At 50.6% G+C, this 23380-nt stretch carries 26 protein-coding genes; 12 read left to right on the top strand and 14 right to left on the bottom strand.

What is annotated here, in order from left to right; genetic code table 11:
• Positions 1–189: 189 nt before the first annotated feature.
• Both FDX19_RS22195 and FDX19_RS22190 read left to right on the top strand, forming a co-directional pair.
• Complete coding sequence (locus tag FDX19_RS22195) at positions 190–1140, top strand: transcriptional regulator (protein ID WP_137384424.1); 951 nt, start codon at positions 190–192, stop codon at positions 1138–1140.
• The gene (locus tag FDX19_RS22190) at positions 1118–1597 is read left to right on the top strand and encodes a hypothetical protein (RefSeq protein ID WP_137384423.1); all 480 of its coding nucleotides are present in this window, start codon (positions 1118–1120) and stop codon (positions 1595–1597) included. The genes FDX19_RS22195 and FDX19_RS22190 overlap by 23 nt, the downstream gene beginning before the upstream one ends.
• Here the strand turns inward: FDX19_RS22190 and FDX19_RS22185 are convergent.
• From FDX19_RS22185 to flgB, 12 genes are all read right to left on the bottom strand, one after another.
• Positions 1594–2595 carry a flagellar hook-associated protein gene (locus FDX19_RS22185; protein ID WP_137384422.1) on the bottom strand — a complete coding sequence of 334 codons (1002 nt, stop codon included), beginning with the start codon at positions 2593–2595 and terminating at the stop codon, positions 1594–1596. The two genes, FDX19_RS22190 and FDX19_RS22185, sit on opposite strands and share 4 nt — an antisense overlap.
• 25 nt (positions 2596–2620) lie before the next feature.
• Entirely contained in the window at positions 2621–3550 is a 930-nt protein-coding gene (gene flgL, locus FDX19_RS22180) for a flagellar hook-associated protein FlgL (RefSeq protein ID WP_043015272.1), read from the bottom strand.
• Positions 3551–3567: 17 nt separating this feature from the next.
• Positions 3568–4944, bottom strand: a complete 1377-nt coding sequence (gene flgK / locus FDX19_RS22175) for a flagellar hook-associated protein FlgK (RefSeq protein ID WP_043015271.1) — start codon at positions 4942–4944, stop codon at positions 3568–3570.
• Between the two features lie 97 nt (positions 4945–5041).
• Positions 5042–5344, bottom strand: a complete 303-nt coding sequence (locus tag FDX19_RS22170; protein ID WP_029139422.1) for a rod-binding protein — start codon at positions 5342–5344, stop codon at positions 5042–5044.
• A gap of 8 nt (positions 5345–5352) precedes the next feature.
• On the bottom strand, positions 5353–6474 hold the full coding sequence (locus FDX19_RS22165) for a flagellar basal body P-ring protein FlgI (RefSeq protein WP_137384421.1): 1122 nt from the start codon (positions 6472–6474) through the stop codon (positions 5353–5355).
• Positions 6475–6488: 14 nt separating this feature from the next.
• Positions 6489–7154 carry a flagellar basal body L-ring protein FlgH gene (gene flgH, locus FDX19_RS22160; protein WP_003838808.1) on the bottom strand — a complete coding sequence of 222 codons (666 nt, stop codon included), beginning with the start codon at positions 7152–7154 and terminating at the stop codon, positions 6489–6491.
• 56 nt (positions 7155–7210) lie between these two features.
• Positions 7211–7996, bottom strand: a complete 786-nt coding sequence (gene flgG / locus FDX19_RS22155) for a flagellar basal-body rod protein FlgG (RefSeq protein ID WP_137384420.1) — start codon at positions 7994–7996, stop codon at positions 7211–7213.
• Between the two features lie 30 nt (positions 7997–8026).
• Positions 8027–8764: a flagellar basal body rod protein FlgF gene (locus tag FDX19_RS22150; RefSeq protein WP_043015267.1), complete on the bottom strand. Its 738-nt coding sequence runs from the start codon at positions 8762–8764 to the stop codon at positions 8027–8029.
• Between the two features lie 9 nt (positions 8765–8773).
• A complete protein-coding gene (gene flgE, locus FDX19_RS22145; protein WP_137384419.1) occupies positions 8774–9976 on the bottom strand; it encodes a flagellar hook protein FlgE in 1203 nt (400 codons plus the stop codon).
• Positions 9977–10002: 26 nt separating this feature from the next.
• Positions 10003–10869 (bottom strand): flagellar hook capping FlgD N-terminal domain-containing protein, encoded by an 867-nt coding sequence (locus FDX19_RS22140; protein WP_137384418.1) that lies wholly within the window; start codon positions 10867–10869, stop codon positions 10003–10005.
• A complete protein-coding gene (gene flgC, locus FDX19_RS22135; protein ID WP_006685942.1) occupies positions 10869–11300 on the bottom strand; it encodes a flagellar basal body rod protein FlgC in 432 nt (143 codons plus the stop codon). The genes FDX19_RS22140 and flgC overlap by 1 nt, the downstream gene beginning before the upstream one ends.
• A gap of 2 nt (positions 11301–11302) precedes the next feature.
• Positions 11303–11650, bottom strand: coding sequence for a flagellar basal body rod protein FlgB (flgB, locus tag FDX19_RS22130; protein WP_016151840.1), 348 nt, complete (start codon positions 11648–11650; stop codon positions 11303–11305).
• A gap of 82 nt (positions 11651–11732) precedes the next feature.
• Here flgB and flgA point away from each other — a divergent pair, with 82 nt between their 5' ends.
• From flgA to FDX19_RS22080, 10 genes are all read left to right on the top strand, one after another.
• A complete protein-coding gene (gene flgA, locus FDX19_RS22125; protein WP_137384417.1) occupies positions 11733–12503 on the top strand; it encodes a flagellar basal body P-ring formation chaperone FlgA in 771 nt (256 codons plus the stop codon).
• Between the two features lie 96 nt (positions 12504–12599).
• Positions 12600–12887: a flagellar biosynthesis anti-sigma factor FlgM gene (gene flgM / locus FDX19_RS22120; RefSeq protein WP_137384416.1), complete on the top strand. Its 288-nt coding sequence runs from the start codon at positions 12600–12602 to the stop codon at positions 12885–12887.
• Positions 12888–12899: 12 nt separating this feature from the next.
• Positions 12900–13328, top strand: coding sequence for a flagellar protein FlgN (gene flgN, locus FDX19_RS22115; RefSeq protein WP_075145155.1), 429 nt, complete (start codon positions 12900–12902; stop codon positions 13326–13328).
• A 134-nt stretch (positions 13329–13462) separates the two neighbouring features.
• Complete coding sequence (locus tag FDX19_RS22110) at positions 13463–14407, top strand: lysine-N-methylase (protein ID WP_137384415.1); 945 nt, start codon at positions 13463–13465, stop codon at positions 14405–14407.
• A gap of 56 nt (positions 14408–14463) precedes the next feature.
• Positions 14464–17025, top strand: coding sequence for a glycosyltransferase (locus FDX19_RS22105; protein WP_137384414.1), 2562 nt, complete (start codon positions 14464–14466; stop codon positions 17023–17025).
• A 31-nt stretch (positions 17026–17056) separates the two neighbouring features.
• The gene (locus tag FDX19_RS22100; RefSeq protein ID WP_170974424.1) at positions 17057–18133 is read left to right on the top strand and encodes a glycosyltransferase; all 1077 of its coding nucleotides are present in this window, start codon (positions 17057–17059) and stop codon (positions 18131–18133) included.
• Positions 18130–19245 (top strand): DegT/DnrJ/EryC1/StrS aminotransferase family protein, encoded by a 1116-nt coding sequence (locus FDX19_RS22095; protein WP_137384412.1) that lies wholly within the window; start codon positions 18130–18132, stop codon positions 19243–19245. Before FDX19_RS22100 ends, FDX19_RS22095 begins: the two co-directional genes overlap by 4 nt.
• Positions 19242–20510, top strand: a complete 1269-nt coding sequence (locus FDX19_RS22090) for an ATP-grasp domain-containing protein (RefSeq protein ID WP_137384411.1) — start codon at positions 19242–19244, stop codon at positions 20508–20510. Before FDX19_RS22095 ends, FDX19_RS22090 begins: the two co-directional genes overlap by 4 nt.
• A gap of 1 nt (position 20511) precedes the next feature.
• Positions 20512–21702 carry a sulfatase-like hydrolase/transferase gene (locus FDX19_RS22085; protein WP_137384410.1) on the top strand — a complete coding sequence of 397 codons (1191 nt, stop codon included), beginning with the start codon at positions 20512–20514 and terminating at the stop codon, positions 21700–21702.
• Positions 21703–21753: 51 nt separating this feature from the next.
• A complete protein-coding gene (locus FDX19_RS22080; RefSeq protein WP_137384409.1) occupies positions 21754–22485 on the top strand; it encodes a class I SAM-dependent methyltransferase in 732 nt (243 codons plus the stop codon).
• A 57-nt stretch (positions 22486–22542) separates the two neighbouring features.
• On the opposite strand, the gene FDX19_RS22075 is transcribed toward FDX19_RS22080, so the two are convergent.
• Together FDX19_RS22075 and fliJ are read right to left on the bottom strand one after the other, a co-directional pair.
• The gene (locus FDX19_RS22075; protein ID WP_137384408.1) at positions 22543–22938 is read right to left on the bottom strand and encodes an adenylyltransferase/cytidyltransferase family protein; all 396 of its coding nucleotides are present in this window, start codon (positions 22936–22938) and stop codon (positions 22543–22545) included.
• The gene (gene fliJ / locus FDX19_RS22070) at positions 22935–23378 is read right to left on the bottom strand and encodes a flagellar export protein FliJ (RefSeq protein ID WP_137384407.1); all 444 of its coding nucleotides are present in this window, start codon (positions 23376–23378) and stop codon (positions 22935–22937) included. The genes FDX19_RS22075 and fliJ overlap by 4 nt, the downstream gene beginning before the upstream one ends.
• Positions 23379–23380: the final 2 nt, after the last annotated feature.

Genomic DNA, 23380 nt, shown 5'->3' with positions numbered 1-23380 from the left:
TATATTGTGAGTCTCAGGCTCTTTCGCTACATTTCAAACCCTCTTTCAGACAGCATAAAAAACACTCAATAGCGATTCGGCTGCCGTTTCACAGCCAAAAGACATTTCAATGTCTCCAGAATTTTAATGCACTGATTTTTAACGGTGTGGCACCAGGGATATAAAAATCTTGCGCGGGTATATAAAACCATGAGTATTGTAGTCAACAACTGGCGGATGGATTCCTCGCTGAATGCGTTAATCCATTGTGAAACAGGCGAGATACGTCGTCTGGGCGAATACCATTTTATTCTGTTAGAAACATTAGCTAAAAATGCCGATGTTGTTTTATCTCGTTCATTTTTAATGACCGCAGTATGGAAGAATCGCATCGTTGGTGGAAATAGTCTGCCGACAGCCGTTCATGCCCTGCGCGTTGCGATCGATGATGACGGCAAGCAGCAGGATATTATTAAAACCATACCTAAAAAAGGGTATTTGTTTAATAAAAACTATCTGACTGAACTCATTGAACCTAATGAAAATAAAGCTGATGACAGCGCCGACGATGTCACCGAAGAGAATGCTAAGGTTGCTGAAACCCTTGTGTCTGAAGCGCTACTGCCATCAACAGGAAAAGAACAAATATATTTAAATAACAGTCAATTGCATGCAAAAAACAAGAGAAAACCGGTCATCAATCGTCATCCTTACCGGGCCGTTCTGATAACCTTACCCGTTATTGTTACCGCGCTGTTATTGTTTATCTTAATCTCTTATTTTAAAACACCGTCGGCCACTAAAACGCCAGAAGCTCCGCAACTGGTTAAAGAGACGCTGGCAAACGCCGACCGTATTACAGCTTATCAACTTTATGATCCAGGTGAGAATAAGAAATCGTTATCACTGGTTTCACAACATATTGTTCCTGGTGTAGAGCAGATCAATCAACTATTGGTTACACATAGCGCCTTGATGACCCTGTATTACCGGGTTTCTCTCAACAAACTTGCCCTTGATATTGTGCTAAGCAACCAATGCAATGACAACTGGCAGTTAGCGCTGAGCTTTGATAACTGGCTAAATAAAGATAACGAAATGAATGGTATTTTAATTAAAGAAGTGGAGAAAATGTTAAATGAAATGCCAAAATGCAAATAATTACGTTTTCCCCTGCCTGTCTGCTTTAACGTTATTTTGTACCTTCATGGCTCATGCCCACATTGAAAATACGGTTATTGTTAATTACGATCTTAATACTGGCAAAAACGTACATTATGAACTCATTACGAGCCCGCTGATAAAAAACACGACCGTTACTCTCGTCCCATTGGAGCAAAGTAACAAAACGCCATCCACGTTTAAGATTGCCGCCTGTATTAACCATTATGCAGGCACGTCAAAACAGGGGGAGTTTCATTTTAGTACGACCAAAACCGATCAAAACGACTCTCGGCTGGCAAATTTCGGGTCATTTGTGACAGAACACAACCTGCATACGTGGTGGATTCATTTAGACGCGCAGCAAAATTTGCTTTTTACACAGGATATTGGAGGTCTGTTAATTACAGACCTCTCTGCTTTTACTTTCTCAACAAAAGCATGCCATCAGGATTAGCTTAATAAACTACGGACCGTCTGGCTGGAAAGCCGGGCCTGTCCGTTGACTGCCTGTGCTAATACCTGGTAATTGTGATTAGCATGGTCCAATACCCCACCCAGTGATTCAGAGGCTTTCACCGCACTTTCTGCCTGCGGAAAACGTGCCATACCGTCAATTAGCTGTCGGGCTTTCTCCTGCTGCGCGGCCATTTGCGCACGCTGATCGCCAATGATATCCAGCGCCTGCTGCAAGCCATCCTGAGAGCGGGAACTGCCCTGCGCGATATGTTGCAGAAGGTCTTCTGAACGGGACGGATCGGCAAACGTTTTGAGTGGAGTAAACGCCGAAGTCTTCGCATCAACATCGCGTACGCTCAGGGTTTGCTGGATCTGCTGCCACTGCTTTTCCGTGGTGGAAAAGCTCAACGCCCCCTGCTGATCGTGCACCTGCACCCCGACACGGCGCAGCGCGTTGCTCATCATCATTTTATACTGGCTGGGATCCAGATCCTCACCGACCACCACCGCAGAGTGCTGCGTTTGCCGCCCGTCAGAGACACTAAACATACGTGAACTTATCGCGTTTTTTTGCAGCATTTGCGCCAGTTCAGGTGAGTGAAAAGTCACTCGCGCCTCACCCTGTAAAACCGGACGCAGCTGCCTGTCGACCGCATCTCCGGACAATGTTGGTCGTTTTTCCAGCCACTGGGTAAGTTCAGCCCCTTTTTGCTGCTGCGCCTGTCCACCGCGGCGTGATGCGTGACGATAGTCCAGCAAATGCTGCTCCAGTTGACCCAGGTAGTGATCGGCCTGCTGCAGCGTGGTGAGCTGATCGTTAAGCTGCACGCTGTAGCGCTGGGGCCGGGTGGTAATAAGGGGCGAAGCCGGGTAATCACTCGCCGTGGCGGGTAACTTTTGACGGACAGGGGCATTCTGCGCAACGGTATGCTGTTGCACAGAAGGATTAAGCGCTCCGCTACCGGAGAGTGATGTTGTATTTAAACCGACCTGCATACTATTCCTGAGCTACTGCTAACTGTTAAATCACACTGAAAAGGTTCAACTCACTCACTTTGGAGTAGGTTTTTAAGGTGGCTTCCATCGCCATTTCCAGACCGGTAAAGGTAATAGAGGCCGGACCATAATCCAGATCGCTCAACTGACTGATAAGCTGATCGTTGGAGGTGGTGATATCCGTCTGAGCGCCGCTCAGCATGGTCATTGTATTCTGCGTTTCACCAATAGTGGCGATTGAGGCGTTGAGCGCGTCAGAGGCTACATCCACCGTATCGATGGCATTTTGAATATCGCTTTGTACCTGCGGATCGGCAGGATCTACTGACGGATCCTGCAACTCTTTCGACAGCGACGTCAGGGTGTTCAGAACGTCGAGGCTGTCGCCGAAGAAATCGCTGACTGCAACATTGGTATCAACCTCAACGCCATTAGACACCGTGGTCTGGCGGTGATCGTCGTTACCCTGGTAGGTATAGCTGTCGGTCACCCCGTCGCCGTCTTCATCTACCGCGACAATTGGTGGTTGATCGTTCACCGTCCCGCCAAATACATAGTGACCGTCTTCATCCTGATAATTCAGCGCTGAGACCATCGCTTCGGTCATCGACTGAATATCCTGCCCCAGGCTGGATAACGACTCGGCGGTATTGGTGCCGTTGGCGGCCTCCAGCAGATCGTCGCGAATCGCTAACAAATCGTTATTGACGCCATCCAGAATAGACTCCTGCTGGCTCATCCCCGCCGAGGCGGAATCAATATTGGTTTGATATTGATCGAGTGCCGATTGCTGGCGGTTAAGCTGGGTGATGCGTGTCGCAGCAATAGGATCGTCTGATGGCAGCAGAATACTTTTCCCCGTCGCCATCTGCGTGACGACGTGGGAAAGATCGCTGGAAAGGTCGTTAAAACTCTGCGTCATGGACACATAGGACTGCTGTGTAGTGACTCGCATATTCATTCTTCTCCCGGTTAGCTACACATTTCCAGCACAGAATCGAAAATGTCTGCGCCCGTTGAGATAACTTTGAGGTTGGCCTCGTATATTTGCTGGTAAGTAATGAGGTTCACCGCTTCTTCATCCATGCTGACGCCGCTGACGCTGCTCTGCTGGTTCTGCGCTTCGGAGTACACGTTCGCCGCCGCTTCCGCTTCCGTCTGGTTTTGCTGGCTGTAAATACCGATGTTACTGATGATCGACGAACAGGCTTCGCCCACGGTTACGCTGCCTAGCCCCTCTATATCCAACGGTTCAGTAGAGATGTTGATCAGCGCCTGCAGGTTATCGCTGTTGCCGCTTTCGTCCGGCGAGCTGGAAAACGCCAGTTCATCGGCGGTGATATCAGGATTCACCTCCAGCGGGCCATCAGAGGAGTTTTCATCATAGATAAACAGCGGTTCACCAGGATTCCCGTTCAGATCGTAGCCCTGCGCCAGCTGGGTGTTCACCGCATCGGCAAACTGCTCCGCCATGCTGTTAATCGTTCCCGTCAGCGGCGTCAGCACTTCATTCTGATAATCAAACAGCGCACCCAGCGAGCCGCCGGTATCGGTGTTCATGGATGACGTGGTTCCGGCGAACGTCAGCGACATGCTCTGCGTGCCATCGGCGTTGGTATCCAGTTCGATGGTAGAACTCTCCTGCCCACTGACCAACGGCTGACCGTTTTGCAGCGTGACGTTATAGTTGCCTTCATCATCAATATTGACCTGGACATCCATGATGCCGCTCAGTTCTTCCACCATCTGGTCGCGGGCGTCGTACAGCGCAGAGGCGTTATCGCCATTGGCTTCAGCTTCGGCGATTTGCTGGTTATAGCTGGCAATGCCGCTGGTCAGGGTGTTCACCTGCGCCACCATCGCCTGTTCCTGGCTGACTATCTCACTGCTTTGCGAATCGATGTAATCGAGGGTGTTATCCACGCGCAGCGCCAGCGCCCCGGACTCGCTGATCACCTGCTCACGCAGAGCGGAATCATCCGGGCTGGTGGTGGCTTCGTTGAGGGCAGCAAAAAAGTTGTCAAAGCCGCCGCTCAGGCTACTGTTATCGTCACTGAGCACGGTTTCCAGTTGAGTTAAATACTCCTGCTGAGTGTTGTAATAGCCGTAATCGCTGGCGGCATACCAGACCTGGTTCACCTGATACTGGTTGGATACCCGGCGAATACTGTCCACCTGCACACCGTTACCCGCACTGTTCGCCGAACCTGAGCTGGCACCAATGGTGCTGGTGATGGCCACCTGGCGGGTGTAACCGTCGGTCATGGCGTTAGCCGTGTTTTGTGCGGTTACGTTAAGCTCCACCTGCGCCGTCGATGCGCCGCTGTAGCCAATGTTAATCATGTCCATCAAAGAGTCCTCGCCGGTCAGTCCCCGGTCTGTCGTTAACAACCTTGCCGATTAAAAGCGGCGAAAAAACCACAGTTCTTAAGCCGCTGCGCAACCTTTATCCTTTGTGATGCGGGGAGAGCTGTTTGACGATCATCGCCGCAATCCCAATGCCGTGCTGCTGGGCCAGGCTGTTGCATAGCTGATCGTCATAAAACCCCTGCATCATGCGCACCGAATCGCTGTTAAACGGGTTATCTTTAGAATCGAAGATCTCATTGGTTTTACGCATCTCTTTCAGCATGTTGCGTAAGAAAATGGCTTCAAACTGCTGAGCGGCTTTCTGCAAATCGTTGTCTTTGATTTTCGGGCCCATTAACGCATCACTACCGTCAATGCCCCCGCTATGATTCACTTTGATGTCGGCCATTAAATCACCTCCAGATCGGCATCCAGCGCCCCGGCTTCATGCAGGGCCTGTAAAATAGACATAATGTCGTCCGGCGTGGCCCCCAGGCTATTGAGCGCATTAACCAACGTCTTCAGGCTGCTGGATTCAGGCAAGGTAATCGTGCCCGGTCGAGCATGATTCACTGAAATATTGCTCTGCGGCGTTACCGCCGTACGACCGCCGGCAAAGGCATTCGGCTGGCTGACGTTGCTGCTTTCACTGATGGAAACCGTCAGGCTGCCATGCGAAACCGCCGCCGCGTGCAGGGCAATGCCATCGCCCATCACCACCGTGCCGGTACGCGAGTTAAACACCACGCGGGCGCGTACTTTCTCGGCCTGAACCTGGACATCATCTAGCTGGGACATAAAGGCGACGCGCGCCCCGGGGCTGGTTGGCGCGCGGACGCTGACGTTGGTTGAGCTTTGTGCCGTCGCAATACCGCCAAATGAAGCGTTGATCGCCGCCGCAATGTTATTGGCATCTTTAAAGGAGGGACGTTTCAGATTAAGCGTAATGGTGTCGCCCATCTGGAAGTCGCTGGGAATTTCACGCTCGACCGACGCGCCGTTCGGTATCAGCCCGGCGGTCGGCGTATTCACGGTCACGCTGGAACCACTTGCCCCGGTCGCGTTCATCCCGCCGACCACCACGCTCCCTTGTGCGAGGGCATAAACCTCCCCATCCGCGCCGTGTAGCTGGGTGAGTAATAACGTGCCGCCACGCAGACTTTTGGCATCGCCAATCGACGAGACCGTGACATCAATGGTCTGCCCACGCGAATACATTGGCGGCAGCATCGCGCTGACCGCCACCGCCGCGACGTTTTTCACCTTAGGATCGATTTTACTCGGCAGCTGTACGCCAAACTGACGCAGCATGTTGGTAATGGTTTGGTTGGTGAATTTGACCTGGTTTTTATCCCCGGTTCCGTCCAGCCCCACCACCAGGCTGTAGCCGACGAGTTGGTTTTCCCTGACGCCCTGGACGTTGACCAGCGACTCCAGAGATTGCGCCTGCGTGGTGCCCGGCAGCGCCAGGCTCAGGGCGATAACGATGCCGTTTAACGCTTTCATCCAGCGCCCGCTTAAGTGTTGCATATCAAAATCCTGCATTAGATCGGGAAGAGAGGATGGTTAAACAGACGCGTCAGCCAGCCCGCCGCATTGGCATCGCTCAAGGCACCGCGGCCCGCATAGGAGATACGCGCATCAGCAATGCGCTGCGATGAGACGGAGTTGTCGTTTTGAATATCATCAGCACGCACCAGACCGCTCAGACGGATGTACTCATCACCCTGATTGAGGGTGAGCCATTTTTCGCCGCGAATTTCCAGAATGCCGTTCGACTGTACCGAGTGTACCGACACCGTAATTTCGCCGCGCAAACTGTTTTGCTGCTGCGAGGTCGCCGTTCCGTTGAAATCGCGATTGGCATCCACGGAAGCGGAAAGGTTATCTTTGGTATGCCCAAACAGAGTCGGTGCGCCGATATCGACGGTATTATTCTTACCGAAATTGGTTTTCGCCTGTTTGCTCGACTGGGTGGACTCTTCCAGCATCACGGTCAGGATGTCGCCCACCCGATAAGCGCGACGATCCGCCGTCAGCGACCACTTATAGCCCGTTTCAAACACCCCCCCCGCACGACCATCCGCCGTTGGCGGCGCCTCGGTTTTGGGAGGAGCAAAGAATTCGTCATTTTTTTTGACCAGGAGGGCCTGCGATTCGCACCCGCTTAACAGGGGCAGCAGGACCATCAGCCAGAGATAATTTTTCACGTTCTGCCTATTTCTGCCGGATGGCGCTGTACCATCCGGCATTTCACATTCTAAAGTTACAGCGTCTGACTAATAAACTGCAGCATGTCATCTGCCGCAGAGACCATTTTGGCGTTCATCTCATAGGCACGTTGCACCGTGATCATCGCCACCATTTCGTTGACGATATCCACGTTCGAACCCTCCAGGGCTTTGTCCTGTAACGTCCCCAGGCCATCCTCCCCCGGAATACCTTCCGTTGGTTGACCGCTGGCAGCCGTTTCCAGATACAGGTTGTCGCCTTCGGCTGAAAGCCCCGCCGGATTGGCAAAGTTCACCAGCGTCAGTTGCCCCAGTTCGGTCGGGTCGCTGTCGCCGGGCAGGATCGCCGTCACGGTACCGTCTTCGCCAAATGCCACGTTAGTTGCGCCGGACGGTACGTCAATTTCCGGTTGCAGAGGTAAACCTTCGGAGTTGGTTAGCACGCCGTCGGCGTTAATCTGCATGTTGCCGTCACGGGTATAAGCAATATCCCCGTTGGTCTTTTGCACCTGCCAGAACCCCTGCCCCATGATGGCGACGTTCATCGTGTCATCGGTGGTTTCCACATTCCCTTCGGTGAAGGTTTTTTGCGTTCCAACAATGCGCACACCGCTACCGAACTGCATTCCGGTCGGCATGATGTTGTTTTGATCGAGCATGGCGCCCGGCGCTTCCTGAGTCTGATAAAACAGATCCTGGAACATCACGCGGTCACGCTTAAAGCCCGTGGTGTTGACGTTGGCGATGTTGTTGGCAATCGCACTCATCTCAGCATCCTGCGCCGACAGGCCGGTTTTACTGATCCATAACGCTGCGTTCATAACACTTTATCCCTGATTAAAGGCGACGACTCAGGAGCCGCGTAGCAGCCTGTTGCCGGAGTCGCTGAGATCTTCAGCCGTTTTCATCATCTTGATTTGCGCTTCGAACTGGCGGTTCATCGCAATCGACGACATCATTTCACTCACCGCAGACACGTTACTGCCTTCCAGAAAGCCGCCGCTCACTTTGATGTTTTCGTCGCGCTGCGCCGGTACGCCATCCGCCGTCACCAGCATCCCTTCGCTATTTTTCGCCAGATTAGCAACCGGAATATCCACCAGCTTCAGACGATCGATATCCATGGTGGCGGTAACATCGCCGTCGTCGGGCGTAACCGACAGCGTGCCGTCACTGCCGAAAGAGGCAATCGCGTTCGGCGGCAAAATAATCGGACCGTTATCCCCGAGCACCACGTTACCGTCGATGGTCAGTTGCCCCTGATCGTCCTGCTGAATATTGCCGTTGCGGGTGTAGACCTCGTTTCCGGCTTTATCCTGTACGGCGATATAGCCGGTTCCCTGAATGGCGACGTCCAATGGGCGCTCGGTTTTTTCCGCCACGCCGGTGCTGTCATTAACGCCGCTGGGACTTTCCTTCGCCATAAAACGCGTGTCGAAGCCACCGCCCTTCACTTTGTCATTGCTCGCCATCGCCATATCCGCACGAAAACCATTGGTGTTGACGTTGGCAAGGTTATTGGCGCTAATCTGCTGCTCCAGTAGCGTCTGGGTGGCGCCGCTCAGCGCGGTATAAATCAACCGATCCATTTCTTAGCCTTACATCGCCTGGAAGAGAGCCTGATCCAGCTGCGTACTGGTGGAAATCACCTTGGTGTTCGCCTGGTAGTTACGCTGGGCGGTCATGAGATTAACCAGCTCGTTGGTAATATCCACGTTGGAGCTTTCGAGCATGCCGGAGGAGAGCGTGCCGCAGGAGCCGGAGCCTGGCGTGCCAATCAGCGGCGTACCGGATTCGCCCGTTTGTACCCAGGCAGTCCCGCTCACCGCTTCCAGTCCGTTCTCATCCGGGAAAGTGGCCAGCACCACCTGCCCCTGCAACATGCGCTCGCCGTTGCTGTAGGTGGCGTAAACTTTACCGTCGTCATCAACCTGCACGCCGTTTTGCGTCGCGGAGGCATAACCGGTGGCGGAGTTGGTAGTAACCGAGAAATCAGAGCCGTACTGAGTACAATCGGAGTAGTCAATGGTCATCGAAATCGGTGCGGCTTCATCGGTGGTGAAGGTGATAGTTTGCGGGGTTGATGGGGTGACCAGCTTGCCGGTATTCGCATCGAAGGTCAGCGAAGTCGGCGGTACGCCGCTCTGCGCTTCGCCATCAAAGGTGTACTGCACTTCCCAAGTGTTATCCGCCGTTTTAGTAAAGTACTGGCTAACCGAGTGCTCATTACCGAGCGAGTCATACACGGTGGTGGTGTAGCTGTCGGTGTAGGTGTCGCTGTTGTCAGGATCAAACGGTACGGTTGCGCGATCGATCGCTTCATCACTGGCGTCAAAGTTGGCCGTGAAGGTCATGCTGTCCGTGGCCTGCGCCGGGATGTTGCCGGTTTTAATCTGAATATCGGTAACGGTACCGGTTTGCAGCGTGCCGCTGTCATCAACCGGATAACCCTGCAGGTAATCGCCGGAGGCATTGACGATATAGCCGTTTTTATCCGTCACGAAGGAACCGGCGCGGGTATAGGAGATGTTCCCGGCGCTGTCGCACATCACAAAGAAACCATCATCATTAATGGCCAGATCCAGCGCATTGCCGGTTGAAACCATTGAGCCGCCGGTAGAGATGCTTTGTGCCGAACCCGCCACGCTCACGCCCATTGCCTGCGTTCCGGCGTACATGGCGGAGAACTGGGTGGTCATCGATTTATACCCGACCGTACCGGAGTTCGCGATGTTGTTACTGATGCCATCAAGCTGTTCGTTGACGGCGTTCAGGCCCGTCGCTGCAATTTCATAACTCATTGTTTCTTCCTGTAATGTAAACTAAATCAGATCACCGTATTGCTGTCGGCGTTATCGCTGCCGTCGTCAGTATCAGGCGGCGTGGTGTCATCAGTGCTGTCCGGTACGCCAAACTGGGTGATCATGGTGAATGGCACTTCGCCAACGCCGTCAACGTTGAGCACTGGCGTGCTGCCATCGAGCGGAATACGCACATCTTCCACCTTGCCCGTCACCTCAATCGGCACTTCCTCTTCTCCGGTATTGGTCACCACGGACACGCTGTAATCGCCCGGCGGGATGCCGTAATCGGCAGGATTGATGTCGAAATCCACCTGGCCTGGTCCAACGGAGGTTTCACCTTCCGGGATCAGCGATACGGTGTAGTCATCACCGGCTTCATCGGTAAAGTGCAGATCCACATCGGTACAGCTGTCATCCAGCGTGACGCGCCCCTGGATCGCCTGGCTGTTGTCCTCGATATCCAGCGAAGTGGTTTGCACCATAATGTCGTCGCCGACCATATTCCCCAGCGCCATCACCTGAATGTTGCTCATCAGCACCGCGTTGGTGTTGGCCTGGACGCTCATCTCTTCCATCATGGCAACCTGCGCCATTGAGGAGAGCTGATCGATATAGGCCGTAGGATCGGTGGGATCGGTCGGGTCCTGGTTTTCAATTTCAGCCACAAACAGCGTCAGAAACGTGTCGACCGCCGACGTTTCGGTGGATGTTGTGGTTGTCGGGGTACTGCTGCTGTCACTGGTATCCGTGGTTGACGACGTGGCGGAAGAACTGCTGTCTCCCAGATTGGTGCTTTGCGCCGTGGCGCCGACGTTATTTTCAGCCACCGCCGTCTTCTCGGAAGAAGAGGCCAGCGCCTGAGATTGGGCATACAGAGCCAGGGTATTCATTACACTTCTCCCAGTTTGAGTAAGCTTTGCTGCATACTTTTGACGTTATTCAGCACATCAACGTCGGTTTCAAAATCACGTGAGGCAGACATCATGTCAGCCATTTGCTCGACTACGTTGACGTCCGGATACCAGACGAAACCATTCTGGTCCGCCATCGGGTGGTGCGGCTCATAACGCTTCACCGCCCCGCCGCTTTGCATGACGTCCTGTACCTGTACGCTGGCGCCATCAATGGCATGGCGGTTATGCCCACCTATCAGACTATTGTTGTAAACCGCGGCAAAAACCGGGCTACGCGCCTTATAGGCCTGCGCCTCGCTGCTGGCGGGAGATTCCGCATTCGCCATGTTGCTGGCGACGGTATTCAGACGGATGGTTTGCGCCGTCATCGCCGAGCCGGAAATCTGGTAAATATCAGTAAACGACATGGTTATTTCCCTTCAATGGCCTCTTTGATACCGCTAAGTTGCAGGTTCAAAAAGGTCAGACTGCTTTGATAATCCATACTATTTTGTGAAAACCGGGCCTGCTCGGTATTCAGCTCTACGGTATTGCCATCCTCTGAGGGCTGCATCGGTACACGGTATTTCACGTCAGCCTCGGGCAGCACATTTGTACGACTTGCCCGTTGCATCTCAGCGGCAAAATCAATATCTTTAGCTTTGAAATTTGGTGTATCGACGTTTGCCAGATTCGCGGTCAGTAGCTCGGTCCTCTCAAGACGTAACTTCACTGCCTGCGGATGTACACCTAATGCCTGCTGAAAACTGATTCCCATTTCTTGCATCACTCCTGCGTAGATATCGCTGTTATTAGCAATATGTATGCCAACTTTTAAGTGATTGATGAGAAATGACTTTATGAAACTACCCTCCTACGTAAGGAAGCCTTCTTTCCCCTTTGCCGCGGAAATATTGCTGGCTTTATGCTGCGTCTTACCCGTACATGCCGCCGTCCATCCCATACAGCACAGCGCCCGGGAACAGATCAACGCGCTGGTCCTGACGGCGGCTGGTCATGAAATTGACGCGCTGGCACAAAAGCAGCAGTGGCAGGACTATCGCTACACGTTCAATATCTATATTCCCTCCGCCGTCAGCACCAGCGCGCTATGCGCAATCGCGCCTCAGGTCACCTCCAGCACCTCTGCGGAAATGGCCCTTTCGCGAATGAACTTTGTGGTGAGCTGCCCAGGCAGCGCGGGCTGGCAATATAACGTTGCAGTACGCCCCGACGTGTCGGTGCCGGTAGTGATGCCAAAGTCGTTGATTGCCCGGGATACGGTGATTACGGCCGATGACCTGCAGCTTAAAAAATTCAACATCAGCAACCAGCGGGAAGGGTTGATGACAAATATGGATGAGGCGATTGGTCTCACCAGCAAACGCGCCCTGCAGCCGGGTAAACCGATTACCCATAGCGAGTTGGTTCAGCCCGTATTGGTTAAACGCGACCAGCCGGTGACGATCGTCTCTCGTATGGCCGGGATTACCGCCTCGATGCCGGGCGTGGCGTTGAAAAACGGTCGTAAAGGGGATGTGATAAAAATTCGTAACAGCAGCAGCCAGCGGATTGTCAGCGGTGTGGTGGACGATGCCGGCGTGGTCACTACGCTCACTGCTGAGCAGTGAAGGGATTTTTTGTGATGGGATTAAAGTTTTCCTCTATTGCCGTCGCTTTTAGCCAATAACAGATAACCAACCCAACGAAATATGTACGAGGTTGCTATGAAAATTACCCCAACGCTGCCAGGCAATCGCCCTGCGTCAACAACCGGACAGACGCGTTCAGATAAGAGCAGCGCGCAGACCAAAACCTCCAGCGCCGCGACGCTTTCCGCCGATGATATTACTCAGGCGGGATTGCAAACAGCGCAGCAAACGCTGAACAGCGATCCGCAAAGCGACGTTGATTACGACAAAGTAGCGCAAATGCAGGCCATGCTGGCCGCAGGCGACATGCAGGTTGATACCCAGCAGTTGGCTGGCGACATGCTCAGCTTTTTCCAGAAATAAGAGGCCAAAATTGTGAGTACCAGGCTACAGCAGGTGAAAACTCTGCTTCAGGGCATCCGGGAAGACGGGACGCGATATGACGCGCTCAGACACCAATTGGAACAACAACGTCTGTGCATGATCCGTCGCGCCAGTGAAGAGCTGCTGGCGGTCAATGACACGATCCAACAGCATTATGAGCAGTTGCAAAACAGCAGCCAGCAGCGCCGATCAATCCTGCAATTGCTGGGCGTAAGCGTCGATCGTGCAGGGATGGAACAGGTATTTAGCTGGTTGCCAGGCGTACAGAAAAGTGCCGCAGAGGGCTGGTGGCAGAGCCTTGAGCAAAAAGCGAAACGCTGCAAGGCATACAACGAAAAAAATGGCGATCTGCTGATCCGCCAGTATGAATTTATTCAGGCGTTTTTAGGCACCGAGCCGGATTTTATTTACCAGCGCTAAAACTTCCTTCCCTGACGCGGAAACTCGCTTTCCGCGCCCAAGCTAACTAATTGATATAAATACAATAAAAATTCAGGCATGGATATTGCAATGATATAACCAGATTTGAATATTGGGATTGCTGAGAACAGATTATGAGTATGATTGAGTGTTATGAACCTGACTTTGTCCGGTTGTTTTTATCCCACCATCCGGATTCCGCTTTACTGGCCAGCATACGCTGGAAAACGGAAGTACGTCAGAGTCTGGTATTAACCGATCCGGCCTGCTGCCAGGCTGCATTAGGCGATCCCAACGCCTTTGTACTGCATACCTCGCAATGTGCAGCCGATGCGGACAGCCCGGCGTTATCCCCACGCGATCAGGTACTTAACCAATCGGCTCTGCATACCATCACGCTCCCCGGTTTGTCGCCGGAGCTGCACCTGTATGCGCTGGGCATCATGCTCTCTTTTTCCGAAAAATGCCCAGGCGACAGCGACCCTACGCTGGAGAAGCTGGCCTCGCTGCCGCAGGTTCTGGCTGACCATGCGCAAAGCGGAAAACTGCAGGAGCAGTTCGCGCAACTGCCCAGCCTGCCCCAGTTGCAACGGGAACTGATCACCCAAATGGGCAACTGCGAGTTCAATTGGGATTTATTGCCAGAAAGCACGCGCAAATTGACCTTACCTCTGCAGGTCAGCCTGCTGATGCTCCAGGATGCAAACAGTGAGGCCATGCTCCAGCAGCAGCTGCAAGCTCAATGGCTAAACACCTATGAGCACTACTTTGCTCAGAACGCATGGATATTCAGTAACTATCTGATTTATCGACTGTATCACGATACATTCCCGCAGCACGAGAGTGAAAGCGTGCTGCAGCGCTTCTTCGAGCTGGTGGTTGACGTCTTTATGATTCGCACACTTTTATGCCTGTGGACGATGGATGATTCCCCGCTGAACCACGACGAAATCTACGCCCTTTTCGCGCTGTTTGAAGCATGGCGCAACAGCGAGAATGCTCGCTCGCTGCGCCAGCATATTCTGGACATGCAGCCGGGTGATCCTCTGCTCTCGGCGTTCTCCCTGATAACACGTTAGTGCCTGTTGGCCGGGTGAATGCCCGGTCCTTTTTCGAATCGCGAATACACATCACCATGTCTGAATCCTCCAAAGCACGTTCCGCCCTGACCGGCATCGTTAAAACGCTCGACACTGGCCGCGAAAAACCGTTTGTCAGCGTCATTACACCCACGTGGAACCGCGCCGCTTTCTTACCCTATTTGCTGTATATGTTCCGTTATCAGGACTACCCTGCCGACCGCCGGGAGCTGGTTATCCTGGATGATTCTCCGCAAAGCCATCAGTCGATCATTGACAGACTGACGCAGAATCATCCGGAGAAATTTAATATTCGTTATATCTACCATGCGGAAAAACTGACGCTGGGCAAAAAGCGCAATATGCTCAATGCGCTGGCGTTAGGTGAATATATTCTCTGTATGGACGACGATGATTATTATCCGGCGGATAAAATCTCTTACACCATCGATATGATGCAGCGCCACCGGGCGCTGATTTCGGGCTCCGATCAGATCCCCATCTGGTACAGCCATATCAACCGGCTGTTCAAAAGCCGCAGCTTTGGCCCGCAGAACATTCTCAACGGTACCTTTTGCTACCACCGCAATTATTTAAAAAAGCACCGTTACGATGATGACTGCAACTTAGGCGAAGAAGAAGGATTCACCAACCAATTCACCGCGAACCCGCTGCAATTGCCGGGTGAACGCACCATTATTTGTATCTCGCACAGCCAAAATACGTTCGATAAAGACTTTGTTTTGGGTAGCAGCGAGCCGCTCAACACCTCGCTGGCCCAGGCGATGACCGACCCGATGCTAAAAAACTGGTATCAGAGTCTGCATAACGCCACCCATCATCAGCCGATCCAGTGGGATTACATCGATCAGGTGGTGATCGTGAATCTGGACTCACGTCCGGATCGTTTAGCGCACATCCAGCAAGAGCTGACGTTTCTCAATTTCCCTACGCAAAAGATCACTCGTCTTGCGGCGTCAGTTGCCACTAACGGCCAGACGGGTCGCCGCCAGTCTCATATGCAGGCGCTGCAGCTGGCACAGCGTAACGGCTGGAAAAACTACCTGCTACTTGAAGACGATAGCGTGATCCTGAAGCAGGAAAAGCATATCCGGGTACTCAATTCGCTTCTGAACGCGCTGCCTGGCTTTCCGTGGGAGGTGGTTATCCTCGGCGGGGAAATTAAACAAGGCCGCGAACTCAAAAGCCTCAATGGCATGATCCATGCCCGCGACTGCAATAAGGTTTGCGCCTATCTGGTCAACAGCAGCTATTACCCGGCGCTGGCTCAGCAGATGGAACATGACCTCTCCGATACGCTCGAAGGGCAATGGCAGCCGCTGCTACGTGAAGGAAAATGGCTCTCTTGTTACCCAAGCATCTGCTATCAGCGTGCGGGATACAGCGATATCGAGAAAAAAGAAACCGATAACATCGGGTACTACTTCAATAAAATCAATAAGAAACCCGAGACCGTCAATACGTTGTTAAGCCACTCGCCTGCTACGACATCCACGCAGATAGATGCCATTGGCTTCTATATGGAAACTTCGCTGCATTACGCGGTCTATCGCCCCATCATTACCGAACTGCAGGCGATGGGCCATACCTGCTCGCTGCTGGTCAGTGACAAAATATCCAAATCGTTTCTGGATGAGATGACAGCGACGATTAAAACCATTAACGATCCTGCTCTCGGCGGAACGCGTCTTTCTGCGGTCATTGAACAGCGTCAGCGCTTCCGGTGCCTGATCAGTCCTTACTACACGCCGTTGCTGAACGGGCTGGCGGATACCCATGTTCGTACCCTGTATGGGCTGGCGAAAGAAGAGTGGAATCATGCCTGGTGGAACGCCTTTTATCACCGCATCTTGTGCTACAGCCACTATAGTCAGCGCGCACTTGATATCGGCGGTAGTGCTAAAGTGGTGGGGAATCCCCGTTTCGATGAATGGCATAACCACACTTACGATACCACGCTGCCCAACAGCCTGAAGCTGAATGCGAAAAAGCAGACCATCCTGTATGCGCCAACCTATGGCGCGCTAAGCTCGCTCCCCCATTGGGCGGAACAGCTCAGCCGGTTAAACCATGAATACAATGTCGTCACCAAACTGCATCATGGCACCCGGCACAGGCCGGAGGAAGCCGCCTCTCTGGCACTGGCGCAGCGCTATTTAAAGAACAGACTGGACGATCAGCAGCATTTGCTGGCGCTTATTGCGCAGGCGGATTACGTCCTGACGGACAGCAGCGGCTTTATTTTTGACGCCATTCATATGAATAAACGCGTCATTTTACTGAGCTGGCCTGAGATGGCCTCGTTGCTGGATGGCCAACAAAGTTTCTCAACCCCCGATAGCGCGGATCAGCGTATCCGCGACGTTCTCCCGGTGGCACAGGATATACAGAGCTTACGCCACGCACTCTCTTGCGAGTTTGACTGGGCTGCGCTGGAAGCGCCATTGGCTGAGATTCGCCATCACTATTGCGATGCGTTTATGGATGGTCAGGCGGGGAAACGGGCAGCGCAGGAGATCGTAGAGCTCATCGATGCCTCATCCAGGCAGCAGAGCAATACGTTACTGCTTAGTTTGCAACAGAAGCTATTTAGTTGATAACACAATAATTTTCGCCAGAGATTACGCTATGCCAACGCCTTTAGTGAGTATTATCGTTACCAGTTATAACCACGACGCTTTTCTTGAAGAGGCGCTGGATAGCGTCTTTAACCAGACGTGGAAAAATACCGAAGTCATTATCGTCGATGATGCCTCTACCGATCGGTCCGTCGAAATCATTAAAAAATACCAGCAGAAATATAATTGCAAAACAATACTGCGGGAGACCAACTATTATTCGCAGAAGGATAAAACTGGCGATAAACCGATCATCGAAGCTATGAACATGGCCACGGGAAAATATATTGCCGCGGTCGACTCAGACGATCTTATTGTTCCCACTAAAATCTCTCACCAGGTTAATGTGTTAGAGAAAAACCCGCACTGTGTAATGTGCTATAGCGCCATTCAGGTCATCATGCCTGACGGCTCGCGTTTTCCTTACAGCGATCTCTTCCTTAATGGTGACGTTTTTCATCATCTGCTGGTTTCCGGAAATCTTAGTCTTTATATCGGATCGTTAATCCGCCGCGAGGCGTATCTGAAGATAGAACGTTCCGATCCCGAACTGGTCCAGGAAGACTGGGATATGTTTCTGAAACTTTCCCGCCAGGGTCACTTTATTTCAACGCAGCGTTTAGTGGCCTACTACCGTCGACATGACAATAACACCTGGTACAGAAAAGATAACAGCAAATTAATGTACCGAAACAGGATGATGATCCTGAATCAATGGAAACATGAAGACGCCTGGGTAGAAGCGATGAACAGTCGCTGGAAACAGTATGCCCACCCCGATCATACGCTGGTCAAGGAAGATATTGACGAACTGTTAGTTAAACATCCAACTGACCCCTTGCTCCATTTTCAGGGTTTTATCGCGGCGATCCACACTAAAGATGTTAATAAAGCACAATATCATATCGTGCAAGCCATCATCTATTGTGACATTCGTCTGGAGATATTACCGCAATTATATTGCGCGGCATTAAAGAGCATTACTGACAATAAGATAAGAAGCACGATCCTCTCCAGCTTAAAAAGCAGACTGCCCGAGCAATACCAACAAATCAGCGCAAAATTCTCTCAGGATCTTCAGCAATGAAACAAGCAGAACCAAACCTTATCACCGTCACTAAACCCTTCCTGCCTCCGCTGGAAGAGTTTATGCCTTATCTGCAAGAGATCTGGTCAAGTAAGCAATTAACAAATAACGGCGCCATGCATCAGCTGCTGGAGGAGAAGTTAGCCTCTTATTTGAATGTTCCCTATATCTCGCTGTTTTGTAATGCCACCATCGCTTTAATCGCCGCGATGCAAACGCTGCGAATTAAGGGCGAGGTCATTACTACGCCCTATTCTTTTGTCGCCACTACGCACAGTATTCTCTGGAACCAGTTAACGCCGGTATTTGTTGATATTGATCCGCACAGCTTTAACATCAACCCACACCTGATTGAATCTGCGATTACCGGCAAAACGGGATTGATCATGCCGGTACATGTCTACGGGCAAACCTGCGACACCGCTGAAATTGAGAGAATATCCAATAATTACGGTATTCCTGTTATTTACGATGCGGCGCATGCCTTTGCTGTAGAAGATTGTGGCGGAAGCATTCTACGCCATGGCGATCTTTCCGTACTGAGCTTCCATGCCACCAAAGTGTTCAACACCTTTGAAGGCGGCGCTATCGTTAGCTACGATAAAAAAACCAAACAACGAATCGATTATCTGAAGAACTTTGGTATTGCTGACGAGTTAACCGTTGTGGCGCCTGGCATCAATGGAAAAATGAATGAGGTCCAGTCCGCTTTTGGTCTCTTGCAATTACAGTATGTGGATGAGGCGATAGCAAAACGCCAAAAAATCGATAAATGTTACCGTGAGCAGTTAGCCAATACGCAAGGCATTTTCATTCCGGCAAGCAACGCGAATCACAAGAGTAACTACAGTTACTTCCCAATCCTCGTGCGTCCTGATTATAAAATGTCGCGAGATGGGTTATACGATCATCTCAAAAGCCATAACATCCTAACGCGGCGATATTTCTACCCCCTGCTGTCTAATCTCAACATGTACAAAAACATGTCTGGCGCCAATAAAGAGACGCTGCCTGTGGCAAACCAAATCGCCGAACAGGTGCTGTGCCTGCCGATTTATCCAGATATGACATCCGCTGAACTCAGCACCATTATCGAGCTGATAACCGCATGATCAATGTCCTTATCTTCCCGGCGGGAACTGAGATTGGGCGTGAGATTTACCTGTCTCTGCGCAACGAAAAAAACATTAATCTGGTTCTTGCCGGTGCCGACTACGACAGCCATGCCCGACATTACGCTTGCGAATACCATGTCGTGCCGGATGTTACGCATCAGGATGGGTTACCTGTCTTACAGGCATTAGTTGTACAAGAAAGTATTGATTATATTTTTCCGGCTCATGATGACGCTCTTCTTTTTCTGTCTGAAAACCGGGAGGCGCTTTCCGCTACGGTACTCTGCCCATCACAGGAAACATGCCGCATCACGCGGTTTAAAAGTAAAACCTACCAGGCGCTTAAAGGTGCGGTCCCTCTGCCAGCCGTATTCAATGATCCCAAAGAGATCGCGCACTGGCCCGTATTTGTCAAACCCGACCGCGGGCAAGGTGCGCAGGGAGCTTTGCGTATTGATTCCCCAGAGAGGCTGGCATCGATCCTCGCACAGAGAAATGATCTGATCATATGTGAATATTTAAACGGTGAAGAATTCACCGTAGACTGTTTTTCCGATCGCGCGCAGGGGTTATTATTTTGCCAACCACGCGTACGCTCGCGGATACGAGCCGGTATTGCGATGACTTCCGCATTAGTCAGCCTGCCAGAAGTTGAAACTTACGCACGTGCGATATCACAGCGCTTACAGTTATACGGCGCATGGTTTTTTCAGTTGAAGCGTTCTGCCTCGGGTACGTTGACATTACTGGAAGTTGCTCCGCGTATTGCTGGAACAATGGCGCTCAACCGCGCCAATGGCATCAATTTCGCCATGCTGACATTGTACGAAAGTATGCGCGTTAACGTCTCGCTGCGCCCGCTCGCTGAAAACCTGCAAATAACCCGCAGCTTAGCCAATCACTATACGTATGATTTTACCTACCGGCATGTGTACATCGACTACGATGATACGATAGTGCTAAAAAATAAACTCTGCGTGCCTGTCTTCACCTTTCTCTGCCAGTGTCTGAATCGCGGAATAAAAATTCATCTCATCACGCGTCATGCCGGTGATATTTACGCTGAACTGGCGCAACGGCGGATTAACGCTTTATTTGACACCGTCACCCACTTGGGTAAACACGATAAAAAAAGTGATTATATTCACGAACCCGACGCCATATTTATCGATGACAGTTTTCGTGAAAGGCAGGAAGTTTCCTCTGTCACCGCCATCCCTGTCTTCGACATCAGCATGCTCGAACTATTAATATGTGAATAACATGAAAAAAAACATTATATTTTTGCATCTTGAAAGTCTTAACCACACGATTTTTAATAATCGGCAGTGGTTTCCTTTTACTAATAAAATCTATAATCAGTCGCTGCGATTCAATAATTTTATCTCGAGTGCAACCTCCTCACTGATGGCGTTAAGCGACCTCTTACACGGGGATGACAATACGTTAGAGCATAATATCCATCTTGAGGAAAACATCTCCATCCATCGCCACTGCCCCGCGCTTTTCGATGTTTTAAAGCAGCACGGATACACCACAGCAGGTATGGGATACCCAAAAAACTGGGCAAATGTCGATGCAATCTGGAGTGCAACGGATACCTTTAACTGGTATGACACGTCGAAAATAATGCTGGCAGAAATGCAGCAGGTCGTTTCCCGGCCGGAACCCTTTGCGCTCTACTTATGGAATCTCAGTAGCCATCTTTGTTATTACGACGACATTAAAAAAGGTGGCGCTAACAGCCTCGAACGCTGGCAACGTGGTTACCAAAGCATGGATTTTATGGTCGGACAGACCATTAAAATGCTGCTGGAAGCCCAAAAACTCGATAATACAATTATCGTCGCCTTTGGCGATCATGGCGATGACTTTTGGGGACATGGCTTTAATGGCGGCTATACCCATGGTATTGAACCGTATACATCATTAGTACATACCCCAGCGTTTATTTTTTGCCCTGGAATGAAATCGGCTGATTTAAATCATATGATTAGCATGGTTGATATCTATAATACGGTTTTGACATTAGCAAATGTACCTTCAACGCGTTGTGACAATAAGTTCTTTGCCTTAACCCCGCAACGTAAAGTCTGCTTTAGCCGTAATCTATTTGCACAACAAAAAAGCCAACACCAGGGAAGCCCCTTAAAAAAAGGTTATGCTATCACCAATGAATATTTTCATTTAATGAAAGTAGATAGTAAATTCAAGATGTTTCTATGGAAAATCGATCCGGCAAACCAGTTAGATATTTTAACATTATTAAAAGATAGTAAGTCAGGTACTCCATACCTCGATCTCAAAAAGGTGGACCGGCAGCGTATGGGTGGGGCCCATCCTCATATCACGCATTTTTTCTCAGCGGATATCGCACAGGTATTAGCTGATAACTTTCATCATCTACAGCAACAACTGGATTCATGGATCGATAGTAAAAAAAACCATAAATGAAGAAAAGTCACTTCCTGCCCTAAAAATACATTGAGATTATTGAGACGATTCATGAAATTACATTCGACACCATCCCCCCAATGCAAAATTTGCGATTCATCACCAGAACTCTATGGAGTGACTGACTTTAATGTATCTTGCTATGGCAACAATGTGCATAGATACAACTATCCTCTGAGCGGCCATGCTATCTATTATTATAAATGCAAAAACTGCGGTTTAATATATACCCACGCTTTTGATACATGGTCTGATGATGATTACTCCCAGCATATATACAATGCAGAGTATACTAAGCATGATCCCAACTTTATCTCGAAAAGGTCTGCTCATAACTTCACTTTGCTACGCAATGCTTTCAAAAATCTCGAGAGTTTTCGCATGATTGATTTTGGCTGCGGCGATGGACAACTGGTGAAGTTGCTAAAAGAATATGGTACTGATGCTGTTGGCTGGGATCCATTTAATAATTCAGCACCAATGCCAGAGGAAAGATTCGAGTTTATGACTTCATTTGAAGTCATGGAGCATACGCCAACGCCAGTCAAAACAATGGAGATTATAGACTCTCTTCTGGATCAAGAGAATGGGAAATACTTCTTTTCAACTCTCACAAATGACTTACACCTGGCTGAGCTAATGAATTTTTGGTATATAGCCCCACGAAATGGTCATATAACCATTCATTCAAACAAATCTCTTGATATCCTTTTCGCTAAGTTTGGGATGAAAGTAAAACACATTTCAGAGCTTTATCACCTGGCTTATAAACACAGTGATTAACTGTTTATTATTTACTTCATAAAAATTCAGTCAGGAAATACTATCGCTTATAATATCTTATTTGAATTTCTTCACCACCTCAATAATCGAGGTGGTGGATATCGATGGCGTTCTGGGAAAATAGACCACTTCGCACAGGTACGACAAACTATCAAAGCGCCCTGCCCAGTCATCGCCCATTACCAGCGTATCGGCGTTAAACTGGCGAATATAGTCCGCTTTTTTCTCCAGCGACTCTTCGAGGAACACGCTGTCCACACATTTAAGTCCGGCAACAATCCCCATGCGATCGTTTTGGCTGTAAACCGGCATCCGGCCTTTTTTCTGCATATTTAGCGCATCGGAAGAGATACCGACGATCAGTCGCTCCCCCAACTGCCCGGCGCGTTGCAGAATATGCAGATGCCCGATATGAAAAACATCAAACGTGCCAAAAGTAATGATCGTTTTCATACCAGCCCCAGCGTCTTCTGTCGTAGCCAGCATTGCGCGGCAATTTCATCTATGGCTTTTTGCTCTTTTACCTGCGCCTCATTGCTCAACTCGTAGCGCTTATCATCGAGCGTCATGGCGACGATTTTCTCTTCGCAGGCCGCCGCGACGAGGTTTTTCTGAATACGCTGCTCTTTGATTTTAGCCAGCGTTTTTTCCTGTTCTTGCCAGGCAATAACCGTGCGCAGCGTGCCTTTGTATCCGGTCACGTTTTTAAGCGATTCAACGGAAGGCGCCTCAACGCCGGTGCCGGTTTTTTGGATCAGGTAGCCCAGCGCTTTGATGTTATTGTCAAAACCAGTACAAACCTGCTGCTGTTTAGCCAGCTGTACCGTCATGTCTTTGACCGATTTATCCCGCAGGCGCTGCAGTTGCGCCAGGGTATCGATAATTTGCCGCATAA

This window comes from Citrobacter sp. wls619 (genome assembly GCF_005281345.1).
GTDB lineage: Bacteria > Pseudomonadota > Gammaproteobacteria > Enterobacterales > Enterobacteriaceae > Citrobacter.
The sequence above is the reverse complement of the archived record's forward strand: the minus strand, read 5'-3'. Positions and strand labels throughout refer to the sequence as shown.